General features: G+C 38.6%; 13 protein-coding genes and 1 pseudogene. 7 read left to right on the top strand and 7 right to left on the bottom strand.

All coding sequences use genetic code 11. The annotated features are described in order from the left end of the window. Positions 1-106: 106 nt before the first annotated feature. Positions 107-1,438 carry a proton extrusion protein PcxA gene (locus tag H1P_RS00740; protein WP_144863142.1) on the bottom strand — a complete coding sequence of 444 codons (1,332 nt, stop codon included), beginning with the start codon at positions 1,436-1,438 and terminating at the stop codon, positions 107-109. A 66-nt stretch (positions 1,439-1,504) separates the two neighbouring features. Beyond that, the gene (locus H1P_RS00735; RefSeq protein ID WP_144863140.1) at positions 1,505-1,891 is read right to left on the bottom strand and encodes a hypothetical protein; all 387 of its coding nucleotides are present in this window, start codon (positions 1,889-1,891) and stop codon (positions 1,505-1,507) included. Positions 1,892-2,711: 820 nt separating this feature from the next. On the opposite strand from H1P_RS00735, the gene H1P_RS00730 reads away from it, so the two are divergent. After that, positions 2,712-3,389 carry a response regulator transcription factor gene (locus tag H1P_RS00730; protein WP_144863138.1) on the top strand — a complete coding sequence of 226 codons (678 nt, stop codon included), beginning with the start codon at positions 2,712-2,714 and terminating at the stop codon, positions 3,387-3,389. Between the two features lies 1 nt (position 3,390). After that, a complete protein-coding gene (locus H1P_RS00725; protein WP_144863136.1) occupies positions 3,391-4,716 on the top strand; it encodes a sensor histidine kinase in 1,326 nt (441 codons plus the stop codon). A 156-nt stretch (positions 4,717-4,872) separates the two neighbouring features. Here H1P_RS00725 and H1P_RS38040 read toward each other — a convergent pair. Then, a pseudogene (locus tag H1P_RS38040) lies at positions 4,873-5,122 on the bottom strand (IS701-like element ISPlag1 family transposase); the annotation flags it as partial. Positions 5,123-5,237: 115 nt separating this feature from the next. Here H1P_RS38040 and H1P_RS00720 point away from each other — a divergent pair. Beyond that, complete coding sequence (locus H1P_RS00720) at positions 5,238-7,187, top strand: NF038122 family metalloprotease (RefSeq protein ID WP_144863134.1); 1,950 nt, start codon at positions 5,238-5,240, stop codon at positions 7,185-7,187. 88 nt (positions 7,188-7,275) lie between these two features. Here H1P_RS00720 and H1P_RS35600 read toward each other — a convergent pair whose 3' ends face one another. Beyond that, positions 7,276-7,419: a hypothetical protein gene (locus tag H1P_RS35600; protein WP_186375778.1), complete on the bottom strand. Its 144-nt coding sequence runs from the start codon at positions 7,417-7,419 to the stop codon at positions 7,276-7,278. A gap of 104 nt (positions 7,420-7,523) precedes the next feature. Here H1P_RS35600 and H1P_RS00715 point away from each other — a divergent pair, with 104 nt between their 5' ends. The 3 genes from H1P_RS00715 (at position 7,524) to H1P_RS00705 (ending at position 14,462) form a co-directional block, all read left to right on the top strand. Next, on the top strand, positions 7,524-10,619 hold the full coding sequence (locus tag H1P_RS00715; protein ID WP_144863132.1) for a two-partner secretion domain-containing protein: 3,096 nt from the start codon (positions 7,524-7,526) through the stop codon (positions 10,617-10,619). Positions 10,620-10,630: 11 nt separating this feature from the next. After that, complete coding sequence (locus tag H1P_RS00710) at positions 10,631-13,258, top strand: CHAT domain-containing protein (RefSeq protein WP_144863130.1); 2,628 nt, start codon at positions 10,631-10,633, stop codon at positions 13,256-13,258. Between the two features lie 496 nt (positions 13,259-13,754). Further along, on the top strand, positions 13,755-14,462 hold the full coding sequence (locus H1P_RS00705) for a DUF928 domain-containing protein (RefSeq protein ID WP_144863128.1): 708 nt from the start codon (positions 13,755-13,757) through the stop codon (positions 14,460-14,462). On the opposite strand, the gene H1P_RS00700 is transcribed toward H1P_RS00705, so the two are convergent. Then, positions 14,440-15,573 carry a DUF3102 domain-containing protein gene (locus H1P_RS00700; RefSeq protein WP_144863126.1) on the bottom strand — a complete coding sequence of 378 codons (1,134 nt, stop codon included), beginning with the start codon at positions 15,571-15,573 and terminating at the stop codon, positions 14,440-14,442. The genes H1P_RS00705 and H1P_RS00700 overlap by 23 nt on opposite strands. Positions 15,574-16,426: 853 nt before the next feature. Beyond that, the gene (locus tag H1P_RS00695; protein WP_144863124.1) at positions 16,427-17,005 is read right to left on the bottom strand and encodes a response regulator; all 579 of its coding nucleotides are present in this window, start codon (positions 17,003-17,005) and stop codon (positions 16,427-16,429) included. Between the two features lie 314 nt (positions 17,006-17,319). On the opposite strand from H1P_RS00695, the gene H1P_RS00690 reads away from it, so the two are divergent. Continuing rightward, positions 17,320-19,431, top strand: coding sequence for a CHASE2 domain-containing protein (locus tag H1P_RS00690; RefSeq protein ID WP_144863122.1), 2,112 nt, complete (start codon positions 17,320-17,322; stop codon positions 19,429-19,431). A 333-nt stretch (positions 19,432-19,764) separates the two neighbouring features. Here the strand turns inward: H1P_RS00690 and H1P_RS00685 are convergent. Then, positions 19,765-21,102, bottom strand: a 1,338-nt coding sequence (locus H1P_RS00685; RefSeq protein WP_246141415.1) for a sensor histidine kinase, incomplete at its 5' end; no start/stop codon positions are given.

Raw genomic sequence — 21,102 nt, 5'->3', positions numbered from 1 at the left:
TTTAATTTTTTAATCTTTTGAAGTGTGTTCCTGAATCGTGATTTTTTGAGGGTGCAGGTTTCTCGGCGCGGAGACTTTAATTTTTAACTTTGGCAACAGGTGTGGATTATTCATTCATTTCTTTCAAAGTAGCTACGGTAGAAGCAGACATCTGACTTAGATATCTAAAAATCCAATATTTCATCATTGTGTCCATAACTACGGGAACTGTGGCAATAAACAGAGAGATACCACTATGATTGGCTGCTACTCCTAAATGATTTGCCATACTTTCTAAAAGAACTTCCCAACCATGAGGGGAGTGAAAGCCGACAAACATATCTGTAAACAAGATGATCGCAAAGGCTTTGGCACTGTCGCTCAAACCATAAATAATATTATCAATAAAAGTCTTAAGAACATTAATATCTCGCCTTCTCAGAAGAAGTACCATCGCAAAAACTATTAAACCGACAAAATCAGCAAATACATTACTAATGGCGTTAGTGTTTTTCTGGTGATAGACTTCGGCTATTTCGTTAGCTTTTTCTTGAACTTTCTCTTCTCTGACCTCTGGAGCTATGGGGGGTACACCTTTGAACATATGCTCCATTTTGAGCTCTTCTTCATAGCTGTTGAGTTCTAGCAACGCTTCTTCTCTCCATTCGGAGTTTAATTCGTCTAGAGATACCACAGCTTCTGCACCACCACGATACTGTTCTACTATAGGTGCAATTACAAAATATTTAGATACTTGCTGAGTTAAAATCGGTGCCACAATCAGTAAAGCCAATAACCTTACACCTACCATGGTTACGGCTCTAGAACGACGAAATTCGTTGACGACCTCTTGTTCTGAGTCAGGATTAAGGTCGCTTTTGATTTTGTTAAAAGCTTTGCCTACTGAGCCTGGTGAAAACATTCCCCCAGAACCCAAGAGCGCATCGGCTGGATTAACCTTATTACCTTGTTGTCGACCGCGAGAATTAGCTTTAGGTTTGCGTTCTTTAGATTTGGCACTCGGTTCTATGCTGGATGGTACATCCACAATATTCGTGTTTGATAACGCGGAATTTGTGGAATTAATTTCTGGTTGAGGAGGCATTGCCATTAAGCCAGATGCTTGATTTGCTTCGAGGCTATAGTTGGCTAAGATACCTTCAACAAAAATTAGCTTTTCTAGGTGATTGGAACCGAGTTTACCAGAGGCAGAACTACTGGCGTTGAATTCTTCAATTCTACTTTGCAAAATTTCAAGGTTTTCACGAACTTCTGCCTGTAGGCGCTCGTTTTGCAGTGATTCAATCGGGATTTTGTAACCGCTAAAATAATGATTTTCAATGGTTTTAATTTTTGAGGCAGCTTCATAGGCTTCTTTTAGCGATTGCTCTGGATTACCAAAAAACTGATTTTTAATTTGGCTTAAAGAGGATTTACGTTGGGGAAAGAAAGATGGCATAACTTTTTATCCGAGTTAAATTCAATTAAAATTAAATGTAGCGAAATTGTTGGGAGCTATTGCGCTTTAGGCTGCCGTATAGTTTTTGACAACTATATTATTTTGATTGGGCGTAGTTTGAGCGCGAGATTCGGCAAGGTTTCCTCGCTTTGAAGAGTCGCGCTGTTCGATATTTCCTCGAAATGCTGACTGCCCAGTGATTTCACGCTTCTTACCAACAACATATAGATGCTTGCCATTAAATAATGTTTTGCGATTGGCTTGAGCCTGTCTTCTATGGATTACGGAATTTACCGAAGGCAAACTGTTAGCTGTAATCTGATTGGTAATAATCGCACCAGCAGCAATATGTCTACCGTTAGCAATCTTGGTTTTTGTCGATCTAGTTCGATAACCCATTGAAGAAAGTTTTTTATTGGTTGTAGCGGTAGATTTTAATGAAGAATAAGTCATAACCAAATGTTCCTCTAGACTGAATAATAAAAATTAGCGATCGATGCGTTGGGTGTTGATGTCACTTTCAGATTAAACCCATCAAAGTAACGAACTCGGAACAAAAAAGTAACAAACTGGAAACAATATCAACTATTAGCTCCGCGAGAGAACAATTTCCCAGTTTTTTGGTGGGATCGAAACCAGCGTGACAACTTAATAGTTCAGACATAAAATCTTGATAAAAGCTTTATGCTACAAGCGATCTAAGAATTGTATTCTATAAGGAGTTAAATTGCTCCTTTGTTCAAAAGGTTGTACTTAACACTCATCTCAGAGTAATTGATTCATAGGTAGCGTAACTACGCCTCAGAGCTAGGAGAAACCTAAAAATAATCAATAAAAATCCTCTTATAGCTAATATTGCAAAAAATTAGTTTTTTCATAGGATTGTGTATTTGTTTATAAGAATTGTGTGTTTATTTATTTTTGTCTTTACATTTCTCGTTGTTTTGTGTTTTTCTCGTTTTCTTTACAATTAAGTCATAATTTAAAAACCATGAATCTAAAAATTACTTTCGTATTTGCTTTAACCAAATATCTTCCACGAGCAACGTAATAACTTAATTGAAGCTTTGGTGTAGGGCAAAATCAGCTCTTTGATTCCAGTTTTATTTTGAATAAAGCGTAAGGATTTATTTGTGTTTTTTTGCTCTAATCTGGTAGGTTGAATTTTGTTTTCCGCTTACTATAAGCAATAAAGCGATGCGAATCTAAAGTATGGTTGTGAGTGAGTAGTAGATACAGCATTAAAATTGTAGTTTTTGTTCAAACTTGAAAGATGAAACTTTTATTAGTTGAAGACGATAGAGAAATTAGTGAACTACTTACAGAAGTTCTAATTAGAGAACAATATCTAGTCGATCTAGCCACTGACGGTGAGGAGGGTTGGGATTTTATCAAAGCCTGTGATTATGATTTATTATTGCTCGATGTCATGTTACCCAAGCTTAATGGTGTCGAGCTTTGTCGCCGATTGAGAGCCAAAGAATATCCCGCACCAATTATGATGCTAACTGCCTTGGATTCCAGCGAATCTCAGATCCAGGGACTTGATGCAGGAGCAGATGACTATGTAATCAAACCTTATAAATTGGGAGAGTTGTTAGCGAGAATTCGTGCTTTACTGCGCCGAAAGACTGTTTCAGTATCTCCCGTTTTACGGTGGGGAGACTTGTCTTTTGACACCAATATCTGTAAAGCCTCATATAATAATCAAGCCTTAAAGCTTACTCCTAAAGAGTACCAGTTGCTAGAACTTTTTTTGCGTAATGGAAATAACTTATTGAGTCGCAGCAAAATTTTAGATAATCTCTGGTCTTTTGAAGAGCCACCCGACGAAAATACAGTCAAAGCCCACATGAGACGTTTAAGAAAAAAACTTTCAAAGGCTGGGGCTACGGATGACTTTATTGAAACGGTTTATGGATTAGGTTATCGTCTCAAACAACAAATTTAATATGGATTTTCCTGGATTACGCCAACGTTTAATGTTGGCTTACCTAACGGTGATGGCAGCTATTGTAAGCGTTTCTGCCATTTCACTTTATGTCTTCTTCAATCGCAGTATGCGCGAACAGTTAGACCAAGAACTAATTATGTTGGCGAAAACTGCTGCTCCTAGTCTTAATATTATTCAGGAAAAAGGGATGCAAGATTTAGACAACGAACTAGCTTGGCAAGAACTTTTTTCTCGTAAAAAACAAAGTTTAGAGTGGTTTGGAGTTAACGGTCAAACTATAGCCAAAGTAGGAAAATTTTTCCCACAAGCACCTTTTTATGAAAAGCTTTTAGATTCTTTTTCCAATACTAATACACTATTATTTCAAAATGAAGATAATATTCGCAGTGTGACTATTGCTATCTATGCTGATGAAGGTAAAGGAAATGTTTTAAAACTCAAAGGCTACATCAGAGCTAGCGAATCAACCCGCGATCTTGATGCCACTTTAAATCAACTACGATTGGGATTATGGCTTGGAGGTGGAACGGCTATCTTGCTGATTAGCATTAGCAGTGTTTACCTGACTCATCAAGCTTTTAAACCCACTCTCCGAAACTTTCAGCAGCTTAAACAGTTTGCTGCCGACGCTTCTCATGAGCTTGGTACTCCTTTAACGAGGATTAGCTTTGCCGCGGAAATTATGTTGAATTATCCAGAACAGATTTCCCAGACTTCAGCACAAAAAAAATTACAGATTATTAATAGATCTACAGAGCAAATGAAACATTTGTTGGACGATCTACTATTTTTAGCTCGAACTGATGATACTTATACTTTAAACCACTCCGAAAAATCCGATATTAGAATCGATCAACTGTTGCAACAGCTAGCAGAACCCTTGAGAACAGTTGCTCCTACTAAAAAAATTGATTTTCAATTCGATCTGAATTGTCCCTTGGTAGTCAAAGGAAATGCATCGCAATTGAATCGATTGTTTTCTAATCTGTTAGAAAACGCCTTTAAATATACAGAGAGTGGAGGCACAGTAAATCTCTCTCTGCAAAAATCTCAGAAGAATGCTATAATCTTGGTCCGAGACACAGGAATAGGAATTGCTACCGAACATTTATCCTCTATTTTTAAACGTTTTTGGCGAGACGAACGGGTTCGTAAACAAAAAAAAGAGGGTTCGGGTTTGGGTTTAGCAATCTCTAAGAATATTGTTAAAAAACACCAAGGCAAAATCAAAGTTGAAAGCCAAATTGGTCTTGGTACTTGCTTTCGTGTCTATTTACCCCTTTCTAAAAGTGAAACCGTAACCCCATTAAGGCGGTATGGGTAGTTAAAGCCAAAAAAGCCAAAAGTCAGAAATCAAAGAAATTACCAATTGCTAGAATTGACCTTCTCCTCGCTTCAACTAATTAAAAAACAACACCCTGAATTGAAAAAATCAGGACTGACGCAAAAACACTAGATATCGAGTGAACAATAATCAAACTCATTTCATAAGCAAAGAAGATTGTTTCAGTTCTTTAGTTAGATGTGAAGATCGACTATTTTGCTTTGGTTGATAAACTGTAGATTTAGTGAAATCAGATAATTTGTTCAGATAATTCCACACTAAAAGAGCATCGGGCAATATGGTTTCTCTGAATTCTAGCTTGACGACATTGACAAGACTGAATCTTAGTTAATTGTTTGAGTTCACGATGAAACTCTTTTATTTTCCAGCGATCAGAACAAGTCTTGATTAACTTCATTAACAGACCCCAGAGGTTCGCAACAATACCAGTCTATATCTATTTTTTGTCTGTATTTATGAGATTATGTTCCATGGCATAATCTATTTGGCACACGACTATCATGGTAACTTTTAATTTTACCTTTGCTGACGGCACTCCTATTGAAGTAATGTCAGCTTTTTGGGGGGCTGCTGACGCTTGGTCTGTTGAGCGCATTGATAGCGAAATTCTTGATGTTGTAACTGATGAGGCTACTGTCAATATTTATGTTGATTATGGCTCATTACCTGAAGCAGCCTTAGCTGGCTCTCGTCCAGGGATGACGAGAGTTGAATATACTGATTTTATCAATAAATTCAATTCAGACGCTAGTTCTCCTGACGATCAAAGTGCTGCTAATTATCGAGAACCAGGCAATAGTTTTGAGTATCTTAGAGAGACATATAATCCTGACACCAATACTTGGGGAGAAAGCAGTGAAATTGACTCAGCAAATAAAATTTGGCTGACTCGTGCTAATGCCAAAGCATTAAACTTAATTAACGACAATGATGGTGATTTTGATGCTAGTATCCGCGTTAATGACTCCGCTTCTTGGCATTTTGACCCTAATACAGGAGTTTCCAGCGATCGCTATGACCTTTTAACTGTTGCCAGCCACGAAATTGGTCATGTTTTAGGTTTTATTAGCGGTACTGATGCTTTCGATCTCTTGTCCCAAGAGGGCGAGATTACCGAGCAAAATTTGGATTATGTTTCACCAATGGACTTGCTGCGCTATTCCGAATATAGCTCTAGCTTAGGCGTTCCCGACTGGACTAGAGGGCAAACCTATTTCTCTCTTGATGGCGGAGATAATAATCTTGGTGATTTTTCTACAGGAAATTCTAATGATGGGTTTCAAGGTAGTCACTGGAAAGACGGTGATTCGCGGGGTATTGCAACTCCTGTACTCAAAAAGGGAGAAAGAATCGAAATTTCTGATTTAGACCTACGACTGTTAGATGGAATTGGTTGGGATCGTATACCCCAGTTACAGGTAGATGTCAGGGAAACGGTACAAACTATTGATTGGGATCGTTCTAATCCCGATTTAACTTCCCTAGAAAATTTGCTGACGGACTATTTAGATGAGCAGTTGGTAAGTCTCGCAGAAGAACGAGAGGCAATTAGAGGACTCGATCCAGAGATCGCGGGTGAAGTGGACGACTTAGAAGAAGATACCAATGATGTAGCCCAAAAGCAACGGGAAGCAATTCAGATAACTCTGGATAAAGTAGAAGAAAATCAAAACGATCCCGACCTGCGATTAGAAGCAGCCCTCAAAGGAACTTCAGATATCCAAAAATCTCTAGCCGATTTAGATAAGCTCTACAAAGATGAGTTACAAGAGTCTTTCAACGACCAAATTGAAGAATGGTTAGATGAGTCGCCAACCGAACTCAAGGAAAATCTAGACCCGCAGAATGCCACTGACTTACAGCTTGTCACTTTAGCCATAACGGTTAGCTCTGGTAATGAAAGTCAGCGAACCGAATGGAATAATAAGATTCGAGATGCTTTGGGGTTACTGTATCAAGACACTTTTAATGGTGAAAGTCCCACAGGAACACAGCTAGATGCAGCACTGGCAAAGTTGTTGAGTATTGCTGGCCCTGATGAGATAGCACGCAGAAGTTCTGGCAGTTCGAGTTGGAGTTGGTGGCAGACGGGGGATTCTCTAGATGATGAATTAGCAAAGCTTGAGAGTATTGCTGCTCCCGACGAGATGGCACGCAGAAGTTCTGGAGGTTCGAGTTGGAGTTGGTGGCAGACGGGGAAATCAAACATCGAGCCAGTAGAGGTAGATAGTCAGAGCTTGGATATTACTGGAGCAACAACTATTGATAATAGTGTTTACTCTATTCCAGAACTTGCTGGGGAAGGGTCAACAACAAATGTTGCCGAATTGAACAGTAATTTAGCTCTATATGGATCTGGTGAGGAATTTGAGAACTGGCAAGGGTCAACAAGTGAGATATTTGAGCCTGTTTTGGCAGTGGATAATGTTGAAAATATGGGGGATGTATGAGTGAGCAATGGACAATAAGCTCTTTTTAAAGAAATACCTTATATGCACATCTCATTGTTTAATTTATTCATTTGATTTGGAAGTGAATCTATTCCCCTAAATCCCCCAAAAATGGGGATTTCAAGCTTTTTTCCCGCAGTATTGGAGGGCTAGGGGGTTGATAATCGATTAGTTCGCGGGATTTACCAATCTTTGTGACGCGGTAGCTTCTGATAAAAGTAGAGTTTTTCATACCGCACACTTGAGGTTTGATCGGGAAAGTATTTCTGAATTGACAAACAAAAAACACGACTTTTCCAAGTAATATTGAACTATCTGTAACCAGATCGCAAGAAAATGCCAGTCACTATCAATTTATACCAGCAGCTTTGGCAAAGAAGCAAAATCAATACATTTTTACGTTTATCAATTCTTTTAAATTTGTCAACAGGAATAAGATCGCCCCTGACTGCTCAAATCGTACCTGATAATACTCTGCCTAATAACTCTGCCGTTACTTCAGAAGAAAATATGACTGAGATTACAGGAGGTACGACAGTTGGCGAAAATCTTTTTCATAGCTTTGAACAGTTTTCGATTCTGACAGGCAATACAGCTTTCTTTAATAATGCTGCCAATATAAATAACATTATTAGCCGAGTTACGGGGGATGGGATATCTAATATTGATGGTTTGCTTCGTGCCAACGGTACTGCTAATTTGTTTTTGCTCAATCCCAACGGCATTGTGTTGGGTGAAAACGCAGCTTTAAATATTGGTGGCTCTTTTATCGGCTCTACAGCTAATAGTATGCAGTTTGCCGACGGCAGCGAGTTTAGTGCGGTCGATCCTCAAGCACCACCTCTGTTGACGGTTAATATTCCCGTGGGTTTGCAGTATGGAACAAATGCCGGAGACATTAAAGTTACAGGTTCGGGAAATAATCTCAGTATCGATCCCCAAACTTTTGCCGTTATCCGCGAGAATCGACCCGAAGGGCTTGGAGTAAAGCTCAATCAAACTTTCGCTCTAATTGGTGGCAATATTTCTCTAGAGGGTGGCAATCTAACTGCTGAAGCAGGAAACATCGAGCTTGGCAGCGTCGGTAGTAACGAATTAGTGGGACTTACTCCTGTTGAACTTGGCTGGCAATTTAGTTATGAAGGAGTAGAGATATTTCAAGATATCAGCTTGTCTCAGGCAGCTTCAGTAGATGCTAGTGGTGATGGGGGAGGAAATATTCAGCTACAGGGACAACGCATTGCACTGAGAGATGGTTCGGCAATTCTCGCAAATACCTTGGGTAGTTCGCCTGGAGGTAACTTAACGGTAGAGGCGACGGAAACAGTAGAAATAATGGGAACTTCAGTCGATAATTCCTTTTTTAGCGGTTTGTTTGCCGATGTTTCCTCTGGAGCGACAGGTACTGGAGGTAATCTTATTATTGATACCCATCGTTTATTGGTTGCCGAAGGAGCGCAGGTGGGAGTTAATACTTTTGGTGATGGTGATGCAGGGACATTGATAGTTACCGCAACGGAAGTGGAATTGGTGGGTGACTCGCCATTAGGTGCTAGCGGTTTTTTTTCTAATGTGGAAACAGATGTTGTGGGTAATGGAGGTAATTTGACTATTGATACCGAACTGTTGCAACTCACTGATGGAGCAGAAATTGCAACTACAACCTTTGGTATTGGTGATGCAGGAGTTTTAAATATTCGTGCCAATGAAATCAAACTGATTGGAGAATCAGCCGATGGTTTCCCTAGTGGCTTATTTTCTAATGTCGAAGCAGGAGCAAAAGGGAATGGAGGTAATTTAACCATTAATAGCGATCGCTTATCAATCTCCAACGGAGCGCAGATAAACTCAATTACTCTTGGCTCAGGTAATGCTGGAAACATAACTGTTGAAGCTAATGAAGTTGATTTGGTCGGTGACTCAGCTTTTCGTGCAAGTAACTTTTCTACATCGGTTGAACCAGGAGCAACAGGTAATGGAGGTAGTTTAGCTATTGACACCAAGCTTTTGCAACTCACTGATGGAGCGCAAATCTCGGTAGGCACTTTTGGAGAGGGCAATGCAGGAGCATTATCAATTACGGCTCAGGAAATCAATATCGTTGGCAGTTCGCAATTTCGTCCTAGTGGTTTATTCTCACCTGTAGACATTGATTCCACAGGCAAAGGAGGCAATGTAACTATCGATACAGGTAGTTTATTAGTAACTGGAGGAGGGCAAATCGTAGTAAGTACTGGGGGATCGGGAGATGGGGGAGAGCTAGTTATCAACGCTACTGAATCTGTAGAACTAAGTGAGGCCTCAGAACAAGGTGCTAGTGGTTTATTTGCCAATACTATTTTTGGTACGGGGGATGGCGGTGATATCAGGCTCACTACTAATCGCTTAACCATTGAATATGGAGCAACGATTAACGCCAGTAATTTTTCTAGTCGTAACCCAGATATTCCCCCAGGACAAGGAAAAGCGGGAAACATTGAAATTAATGCTAATTCATTATTCTTAGACAGTGCTATGTCCGATGAACCTAGCAGCATTACTGTTGCGACTGCCGAAGCTGGTGGAGGAAGCATTGAGCTTGAGATTCAAGATTTCTTAATTGCTCGTAATGGTAGTCAAATTACTGCTGATACTAGAGGCAGCAGCGATGGTGGCGCGATCGCAATTATGACTAATTTTCTGGAGTTAACCAGCAACGCTCAAATTTCAGCTAACAGCATTGGCACGGGTGAAGCGAGTAACATTATCATCACCGCAAGGCAATTAGAAATCAACAACGGTCAAATTACTGCTACTTCAGAAAGTACAGGTGGCGGAGATATTTTTCTGACGAGCGATCTTTTGTCTTTAGATAATCAAAGTTTACTCAGCACTAGCGTTGCAGATAGCACAGGAGGGGGCGGAGATATTAAGATCGATACCGATTTACTGATCGCGAGGAATAACAGCGACATTCGAGCCAATGCGGTTTTTGGGGCGGGAGGTAACATTGATATTATCACTCAAGGTTTATTTTTAGAGTCTAATAGCGAAATTACTGCTTCTTCTGAGTTTGGCTTTGATGGCAACGTCAATATTGAGGTAACTGAGAATAGAAACAACATTACTGAGTTACCTGAAACTATCAGAGATCGCTCTCAAGAAATTACCACAGGCTGTGCAGCAGATCGAGATAATGTCTTTGTTTCTATCGGCAGAGGTGGCATACCCGAAGACCCCAGCCAGTACCTTGTGGGAGAAACATTTTGGACGGATTTGCGACCTTTGAACCGCCAACAACCAAGAGAAACAGACAAAAATAATCAAAGCTTGCAAACATCAGCCCCCATTGTGGAAGCTCAAAGTTGGGTTGTTAACGATCGCGGTAAAGTACAGTTAATCGCTTCTGGTGATTCCCAACCTAAATGGCAAAATACCTTTGAGTGTAAATAGTTAGTAAGACCATGAAAATTTGCGATCGCATTATCTCTAGTATCTGTTTGGTGTTGCTGACTTTTTTATTAGTAACTAGAATCTTGCCAGCAGCCCAATCTCAAACCCCTAATATCTATATCTCTTCAAATGAGATCGCCCAGGGTAACCCTCCTGAAACATTATTAAACCAAGGCAGAATTTTATACGAAGCAGGCAGATTTACCGCAGCAGCATCCGTTTGGCAACAGGCAGCCCAGGGATATGAGCAACAGCAAGACTCCATCGGTCAAGCCTGGAGTTTCAGCTATCTTTCTTTGGCACAACAAGCTTTAGGAAAATGGCAAGAGGCAACAACCGCGATCGCTGAAAGTCGCCAACTTTTAGAATCATCCCCACCAGAACCAGCTATTCTCGCTCAAGTTCTCAATATTCAAGGACATCTCCAAAGCTCTACAGGTCAAACTGAATCCGCAATACAAAGCTGGCAGCAAGCAGAAGCAGCTTATCGCAATGCAGACGACAAACAGGGAATTTGGGGCAGTCAAATCAATCAATCTCAAGCCCTACGGCGTTTGGGACTATATCACAGGGCAGAAACCATCTTGAACTCTCTTGAAAAAGAATTACAAGCTCAATCAGATTCTTCCTTTAAGGTGCAGGGTTTACAAAGTTTAGGAATAGCATTAAAGAATACAGGCAAGTTAGCGCAGTCTCAAACAGTCTTAGAACAAAGTTTAGCGATCGCGAAGCGCCTCGGCTCCGCCGAGATCGCAAATAAACTCAATCCACCACTAGACACCAGCAGTATTTTATTTAGTTTAGGCAACGCTGCTAGAGAAGCACGAAATTTAACTAAAGCTTTAGAATATTATCAGTTAGCTACTAAAATCACTAATAGCCAGCAAATAGAACTAAAAACTCAACTCAATTTATTGCGTCTCTATCTGCAACTAGAACAACCAGAACAAGCGATCGCACTAATTCCCCTAGTTGAATCTCATCTTAGTAAATTGCCTCCCAGTCGGGCATCTATTAATGCTACGGTTAATTTTGCGGAAAGCTTAGAACGGCTAGAAACCTCGATCAAAGAGCAGCAAATTAGCAGTAATTCTTATATTTCTCTAGCCGAAAGAATTTTAACCAATGCTGTCAATGAAGCTAAAACGCTAAAAGATATCCGCGCTCAAGCTCTAGTTTTAACTCAGTTGGGGAAATTACTCGCTCCACAGCAACCGAAAAAAGCTTTAACCGTTACCAACAATGCCTTACTGCTAGCCCAGCAAATTGATGCACCAGAAATTGTCGCTCGTGCTGCTTGGCAACTCGGTAAACTATATAGACAGCAAGGAGATATTCAGCAAGCCATTACTGCTTATGAACTGACTTTTGATACTCTTCAAACTCTCCGCACCGATCTAGCTTCCATTAATGCCGAAACTCAATTTTCTTTTACAGAATCTATTGAACCGATTTATCGGCAGCTAGTCTCATTATTATTAACCTCTACCAAAACTAAAAAACCAGCAAATAGGTTTAATCAAGTCAGCCAAGTCAATTTGAGAAAAGCTCGTCAAGTTATTGAAGCACTGCAACTAGCTGAATTAGACAACTTCTTCCACGAAGCCTGTTTAAAAACCCAGTCAGTGCAACTCGATGAAATTGATTCTGATGCAGCAATTATTTACCCGATTATTTTGCCAGATCGTTTAGAAGTTATTCTTTCCATACCAGGACAACCACTAAGTAACTATACAACTCATCTGGCTCAGGCAGAAGTAGAATCGGTTTTACAGCTTATGCGACAGTCTCTTAATCCTGCTTACGCTCAAGCCGAACGTTTAAAACTGTACCAACAGGCATACAATTGGTTGATTGAGCCAGCAGCTTCTCAACTAGAAAACTCTGGGATTAAAACTTTAGTGTTTGTCTTAGATGGTAGCTTACGAAATGTACCGATGTCGGCTCTTTATGACGGCAAACAGTATTTACTAGAAAAATACAGCACCGTTATTAGCCCAGGATTACAGCTATTACAACCTCAAAATTTGGCAAATTCTAACTTAATAGCGATCGCTGCTGGCTTGAGTGAAGCTAACCAAGGCTTTCAAGCTTTACCTGGAGTGGAACAAGAATTAGCCAAAATTAATACTCAGATCGAAGCCAAAATACTCTTAAATCAAAATTTTACCCAGCCTAATCTACAAAATACTTTCGATGAAAATCCTTTCTCCATATTACATCTAGCTACTCACGGTAAATTTAGCAGCAACGCTGAAGAAACTTTTGTCCTGGCTTGGAATGGCAAGATTAACGCCAGAGATTTTGACACCCTAATTCGCTCTAGAGAAACCAATCAAGCCAACCCAATTGAATTACTGGTTTTGAGTGCTTGTCAAACCGCTAAGGGCGATCCCAGAGCGATTTTAGGTTTAGCTGGTTTGGCAGTACGCTCGGGAGCAAGTAGTACTCTGGGGACTTTATGGGCAGTACGCGATCGCTCAACTACTAAACTCATGACCGAATTTTACCAACATTTAGGACAGCCTGGAGTAACTAGAGCCGAGGCTTTACGTCGCGCTCAACTGTCCCTTATTGAAGGAGAATACAATCATCCAGTATACTGGGCTGCTTTTGTTTTAGTGGGAAATTGGTCTTAAAACGGCTTAAAGCTACTTGTTGATAAGTTATGCCATTTATCACAAAGTATCTGGAGACTTAGTAGAGGCAAAGAATTCAGGAATTATCGAGTCGTGATGTCATAATCTGCAAGAGTTTGCCTATTTTTTCTTAGTAATAAATAATTTACTACTTAACATCAGTTCGAGTTAAGACAATTTAGGAGATGATTTTACGAAATAATAGTATTTTCAGCCGATACCGAACTCAGGTTACTTATCTAGCTAGTGCGCGAGAGTTGGTGTTAATAGACCGTTTTCCTGCTTCTCCTATGGCTAGCCGATAAAATGAAAGCAAGTATAAGGTATCGTAATTTATAGTTATGACACATTCTCGACACGAAATCTTTATTTAATCGGTTTTTCAGCCGTTGTAGAATACTATCTTATTGCTCTATGATTATCTTTAAAAGCTAATATCTAATGGTTACAAGCTATTGAATTAAAATTAAAATTGTGGAAGTCAAACAACAAGCTCATGAGTAACAGCTACATGATTATACCCCAGTTGTTGATCGCCTCAATCGTATCATTGGGAAACATTTTATGTTCAGATTTTTCACAAGAAGAGAAATTTCAATTACCAAGCAGAGAAATCCCTGAAAGAACTACTCCTGGTGGCTCTCGAAATGACGGACAATGTTTTTTAAACCCCGAGCAAACTATTTTAACTCCTCTAGTTCCTAGTAACAATTTTGGTCTTACTTTAGCGCAGTATCCTACTATTTTTGTCCATATTCCGACAACTTCTGCTCAACAAGCTTTTTTTAGCCTGCAAAATCGAGATGGAAATCTTCACTATCAAACAACCATTCCCTTGCCAGAGCGATCGGGAGTCATAAGTATTACTCTTCCCGAAGCAGCACAATCACTAATGGTGGATACCGATTACAAATGGTCATTGGTGTTGATTTGTGGGCAACAACTAGAGCCAGACGATCCTCAAGTTTCAGGATGGATTAAGCGAGTTAAACTTGATTCTACCTTAGCGCAGTTACCAGAATTAGATGTTTCTCATGAGTCTGTTTGCTTATTATCACAACAGGGAATTTGGTACGATCTTTTACATCAGATAGCTCAGTTAAGAAAAGCTCAACCAGAAAATCATTCTTTAGCTGGATATTGGGAAGAACTTTTGATAAAAATGGGACTAGAGAAAATCGCTAACCAACCGCTTTTTTACTAGACTTGTCTACCAAAAATTTCTCTACTTTGCCACCTATCTGTTTCCAAACCTGAATTACAGCTTCACAGCGTTCGATATCTGATTCGGCGAGAAAACATTGACAATCAAGATTCTCTGCTAGCAAGAGCAAGGCAGGATCGGGAACAAAAGCCCAAAATACTGTTTCCTGTCCTTCAGTATAGAGTTCCAAAGCATTCTGTAACAGTTCTCGTAATAGCTTTAAATCTATATCTTTATACCTACTATGAAGAGTCAAAGAAGAATTTATTTTGGATGATAAATTTCCCCAATGCCAATTATGAGTGGCGGGAAAAGCAACAGCTAGAGCGATTTTCTCTGGTAGCTGCTCCTGAAATTGCTGTGAATGGGGTTCTCCACAATAAAGAAGATGATTTCCTAACCGCCACCAACGCTCAGACTGGAGTGATTTAGAATCGTCAGAAAATCTGACATTTTCAGTTGTTTTAGCGGTAGCTATCGAAAGTTTTCTAGAGGTAGAAGAATAAAGATCGACAACTTTTGATTGCTCTGGCTGTAATAGTGGTGCAGTGGGATTGACAACAGCAGAAGATAGTAAACTACAGTTGTTTGCTTTTTCTTCTATTTCTGCTATGGTTAGCCGAGATTTTTTTGAGAGAAAAGATTGTTCAGTAGATTCTGATTCTGGCTTGGCGAGCTTACTTTTATGCTTTTGCTTAATTTCTTGGGAAACTGTATAGCTGATTCTTTTTCCAGTTTGCGCTAAAGCAATTGCCTCTTCTCTAGCCTCTTTGGGAGTTGAAGGTGCTGCTAGTGCATAAAGTGCCGAAGGCGCAAAAACGTCCAAATTTTGGACATTAGTAAATTGTTTAGCAACATTTTCAAAAGAATTAGCCGTTGATTTACCCCAATTAAATTCAGCTTCTATCCATTTTCTATATTGTCCATGTTCCAAACGCTGTTTGACTTCCATTAACCTTTGTCCGATCTCGATAACATCTTGGGCTGTTCGTTTCATTAACGAGCGAATCTCTCCAGTTTGCTGCTGCACAAAACTCATAGTTTCAGCATCTAAGCTAGAATAGTCAAAAATTCTATTGGATAAAACTTTGATAGATAAATTAGAAGACATAATGAATTTAATCAAGCTATCGAAATTATGTAAGTAATAAGGTACGTACTGAATTACCTTAATGTTTAATTAGCATAGCTGCTCAACACCTTGTTCTGCTCTATTCTTTAAGGGTAATTGGTTCTGGTTTTGAGTTTTTGTGAGCTGAAAAGCCAGAAAATTAAAGAGCAAATAGCAATTGTATTAAGATTGAAGGTCAACACGGGAGTGGAATATGCGCGCTTTTCCAGAAGCATTTTCTCCCGTCAAAATTTGTGAGCTAAATTTTGATAAGGTCAAAATATTAATTTTTGTTACTGTAGATTATGATTCTATAACCAAAAGTTTAAAAAGCTATTCTTTAATTTAGGTTTAACCGAACTTGATGTGCAAAAACATTAAAAAAAATAAAATCGTCGAGAAAACCTTGTTGTAGAAAAATACTTGCACTCGTACTTGCTCTCTCAATTATCATGTCGGTAATTGCTTATGAATTAAATGGAAGAGTGTGATGTGGTAATGGCTCATCGTGATATTTCTCTTCGATCATCTGAGATAGAGCTTTAACATTAACATTAAAGCGGAATCCATGAACCACATTGCAATAGGTTTTATGAAAGTCACGCACTTGCATTCAAGTTCCAGCAAAATGCAAGTCTTTAACGTTGCTAGATTTTCCTTCACTTAATCATAGCGGGAAACTTATTATCAATCACTAATTCTGGCTGACAATTCTCGTCAAAGATATAACTATCGAAATGAAAATCCGTACAACAAAAAACGCAGTCATAAGCTAAGACAACTACTTGTCCATTGGCATTAGAGAAAATAATATGAACGAGATACTCTCCATTCTGATACTCAATCTTTATATCTATTCTTTACGTTCAATATCTTCAGCCATGTCTATCAATTTTTGTAGCCAAGGTTCTTCTTTTCCTAAATAAATATCGTTGAATTTTTTTTGTTCATTTCTTTGTCTAAAATAGAGGTAAGGTCCGTATTCCTTTTCTTCCCCAGTTGTCTGTTGTTTGTAAATATATCTTTTTTCAATATAGCCTATATTTCGCTCAGATATTTTCTTGATTCGATCTTCAATAGCTGATTCTAAAATTTGCATGGAAAATGGTTTATTTAAAAAATCAGATGCTCCTAAATTCATGGTTTTTCTGATTGTATCCATATCTCCATAGGCAGAAATTATAATTGTCTCTATTTTAATGTTAAAATATTCAAGTAATTTCAACAACTTTAATCCATCAATTTTTGGCATTTTAATATCTAAGACTAATAAGTCAATATAATCGCAGGCAACAATTTTTTCAAGAGCCTGTTTTCCATTGATAGCAAACTCAAATTGATATTTCTTGGATTTAATTTTTTGCCTAAAATATTGCTTGATTATTTTGTCAAAAGACTTTTCATCTTCAACAATTAAGATATTAATTGACATTTTTGCCCTTAATTATTTTCAAAAATAAGTGCTCTCAAGATTCTCAACCATTAATAATATTAAAAATTCAAAGCTACAATAAAATTAGCTATTTTATTAATTGTGGTAGTAGTTGTTTTCAAGTTACAGCCTTTTTATAGGCTTTACCTCTACCAAAATATGCTTTATATTATTATCGTATCATGCTGAGAACTGCCACAAGGTATTGGATATTAGCACTATTTGCTAATAAAGTGAATTATCATGACATACATAAAACTTCTTTTGTTACTCTCTGAATTTATGACGTAAAAATAAGAATATGGCATTTTAGGATGTGGAATCAATTAAAAAAGCTAGTTTGGGATTGGCGAGGAGTAATCTGGACAGTACCCTGCGTTACAATAGCGATCGCTTTTTTGCGAATCAGTGGTTGGTTGCAGCCTTTAGAATGGAATGCTTTAGATTTGATGTTTCAGATTCGCCCACAAGAGTCAGAAGATCGTAGGATTACGATTATTAGTATACAAGAAACAGATCTCCAAAAGTTAGGACAATGGCCCATAAGCGATCGCACACTAGCTCAATTGCTTGAGAAAGTGCAAGCACAAAAGCCAAGAGCGATCGGATTATCTTTGTATCGAAATTTACCAGTCGAACCAGGCTATGAAGAGTTAATCAAAGTATTTAAAGATACACCTACCCCCATCGGCATTAAAAAAGCAATTGACGATCCGTTTTCTGCGAAGATAAATCCGCCACCAATATTAGCAGAATTAGAACAAATTAGTGCCAGCGATTTGATTATTGATGGAGATGGTGTACTGCGTCGCGCCTTCTTATTTCCGATAGTCTCAAAAGAAGAAATATTACCCAGTTTAGGAATGGCAGTAGCTTTACAGTATTTAGAGCAAGAAGGAATTTTGCCTGCTGTTTCTGAAAATGAAGGTTGGTTGCAATTACAAGATGCCGTGTTTGCTCCTTTTGAGCAGAACGATGGTGGTTACGTTCGTGCTGATGACAGTGGATATCAGACTTTATTAAACTTTAGAGGTTCGGCTGACAATTTTCCGACTATAACCTTAACAGACGTTTTAGCAGGACGCTTCGATCCAGAATTATTTCGCGATCGCATTATTTTAATTGGTTCTCAAGCAACCAGTATCAAAGACCATTTTTATACTCCTTATAGTCAAGGAACTATTACTAACCCTATTCAAACTTATAGCGTTGAAATTCAAGCAAATCTTGCCAGTCAAATTCTGAGTACAGTTCTCGATGAACGCCCTCTGATTAAGATTTGGTCGGACTCTCAAGAATATTTTTGGATTTCTGGCTGGAGTGCGATGGTGGCTATCTGGGGGTGGAAATATCGTCACACTAAAAATGCTCTAAGATTAGTGGCAATAATTATCGTTGGTGGAGTTATTTCCAGTATCATTTTAGCGAGCATCAGTTATATTGCTTTTTTAGACGGTTGGTGGCTTCCTTTGGCTCCCTCGCTATTGTCATCTTTTGGTTCGACTATTTTAATTATTGTCTGTATTAATGTCAGCAAGCTTCAAGAATACAATGCTGCTTTAGAAAATGAAGTTAAAGCACGTACTCGCAAATTAGAAGCAGCTTTAGCAGAATTACAATCAGCTCAAGCAAAAATTATATTTCAAGAAAAATTGGCTGCTTTAGGAACTTTAGTAGCTGGAGTTTCTCACGAATTAAAAAATCCGCTCCATTTTATTGGCAACTTTGCCGATTTATCGGTAGATTTGACTGAAGAACTACGAGAAAAAGTCATTCGATACTTACCATCTGATGAATATAAAATAACTAATGAGACTTATCAATGTTTGGATACCTTGGTGGAAAATTTGACTGAAATTCAAGAATATAGCCAACGAGCCAACGATATTTTACAAATGATGCTACCTCATCCTCACCAACAGAGTTTTCATTATCAGTTGAGCAATATTCATCAGCTAATCGACTCAGCAATTAACTTAGTTTTTTATAGCCAAAAAAATCGAGATAACAATTTTTTTGTCACAGTCGTCAAAGAATACAATACTGCGATCGATTTAATAGAAATAATACCTCAAAATGTAAGTAGAGCTTTAATTAATATTATCGATAATGCTTATTATACACTGCAAGAAAAGTATCTAAAAGACGGTCAAGAGTTTACCCCAACGCTAAAAATTAAGACTAATAACCTACAGAAAGAGATTGCTATTATTATTCAAGATAATGGTCAAGGAATACCTCTCCAAATTATTAATAAAATTTTTGATCCTTTTTTTACGACTAAACCACCACAAGAAGGGATGGGTTTGGGTTTGTCTATATCCCACAATTTAATCACCGAAGTCAGTCAAGGAAAAATAAAATTAGAAACTAAAGCTGATACTTTTACTCGTTTTACAATTTTACTACCAAAAAAAGCGACTTGAAACTCCGCTTCATAGCGGTGGACGATATCCGCTCAAACGTCTGTCGATAGGTATCAACACTGGATATCCGAAAGGTAACTCCCAGAAACTGGACAACCAACCCTCATGGCGTAAGCCATGAGTTGATATCTTCCCACCTTTTTGCTCCGCCAATGGTTGCTAACAGGGCAATCATCACAATACTGATAAAGGTTGAAGTTTCAATAAAGTAGAACTTACTTAACCTGAGTTCGGGATCGGCTAAAACCCCTATTTTATCCTTGGTTGTAACTCCTATTCTTTGGTGGAATAAGTAGCAAAATAACCTTAAACCGAACTGAGATTACTTATCAATTAGCAACGTTCTAGATGTACCTTGAAACAACTACCTTGTCCAGGCTGACTATCTACTTCAATCTTTCCTCCGTGCTGTTGAACAATTGTGTGAGCGATGGTTAATCCTAAACCAGAACCTTCCGTTCGCTTACTTTTTGCCAGTTCGCCTCGCCAAAAATGCTGAAAAATAAACGGTAATTCTTCAACAGTAATGCCCATCCCCGTATCTTGAACCGAGATAGTCACAGTCTTTCGTTCTAATTTGGTAAGCACAAGAACTTTTCCTCCTGGTTTTGTGTAGTCAATGGCATTTTCTAATAAATTTTTCAATAAACGATTCAATTCAGCAGTATTTCCCTTAATTAAAATATTATGTGGCATCTGAATTTGACAGTCAATGTTCCTGGAACGAGCCAGAGGGACGAATCTTGCTTGCAAATTTTGTAGCAATAGATTGAGAGAAACATCCGAAAATTGTAACTCTTCTGGATCGGCAGTTAGATCTATGCGAATGAGAACTAGCAAATCCTCAATTACACGTTTAAGTTGTTCGACAGCATCATTAATAATGTTGAGTTTTCTAGTTTCGGAAGATTGAATTTTATCTCCATGAGCCAGCAAAATTTCTGTAGCCATGCTAATTCTGGATAAAGGGGTGCGTAGTTGGTGAGAAACTTCAGAACTTAACTGTTTCAATTTTTTCAAACCATGCTTGACAGGCATAATCGTTTGTTGAGTAAAACCAATACTAATAGTACAAATTAGGAGCATTGCTATAGTCTCCCTGAGTGTTAATGCCAACTTTAGCTTATTACGGATCAGATTTATTTCCTCAGTGGATTCACTGGCTCGAATATAGCCTTCTAATGTTTCAGTTTTACCCTCTGTGTTGTCTGTATAAACAGCAATAGTTACAGTCCGAACCTGACCCCAACGTTTATAAAAGGGAAAGTCTTCTCTAGTCTTAGCAGCAGCTATAGTTTGCGGAAAATAAGATCGCTGAAAATTCTTTCCTTCTCTCGCTAAAAGCTTACCCTTACTGTCAAACCAATCTAAACTCTGTTTTTGTTCTGCAAATAAGTCTCGCCAGGGAACTTCTTGCTCCAAATTTTGCAGTCCTTCGACTTTAACTATCTCTAAAATGGGGGCCGCTATTTCTGCTAAAGCCAGCAGTTCTTGATTGGACTGTTGCTCTAAATTGTAAGTCATGAAAACGTACAAAAATATATTAGAAACACTAACAATAGAGAGCGCAGTAGTCAAATAAATCAGAATTAACCGCTTTGAGGGGAAAGGAAATCTTCGCCTCAAAAATTGGGTAGAAACAGTGATCAAAGACATTACAGAGATTTTTTT

Source organism: Hyella patelloides LEGE 07179, from assembly GCF_900659865.1.
GTDB classification, from domain to species: Bacteria; Cyanobacteriota; Cyanobacteriia; order Cyanobacteriales; family Xenococcaceae; genus Hyella; species Hyella patelloides.
Note: the sequence above shows the minus strand (reverse complement) of the source record. Positions and strands in the feature narration are given on the sequence as shown.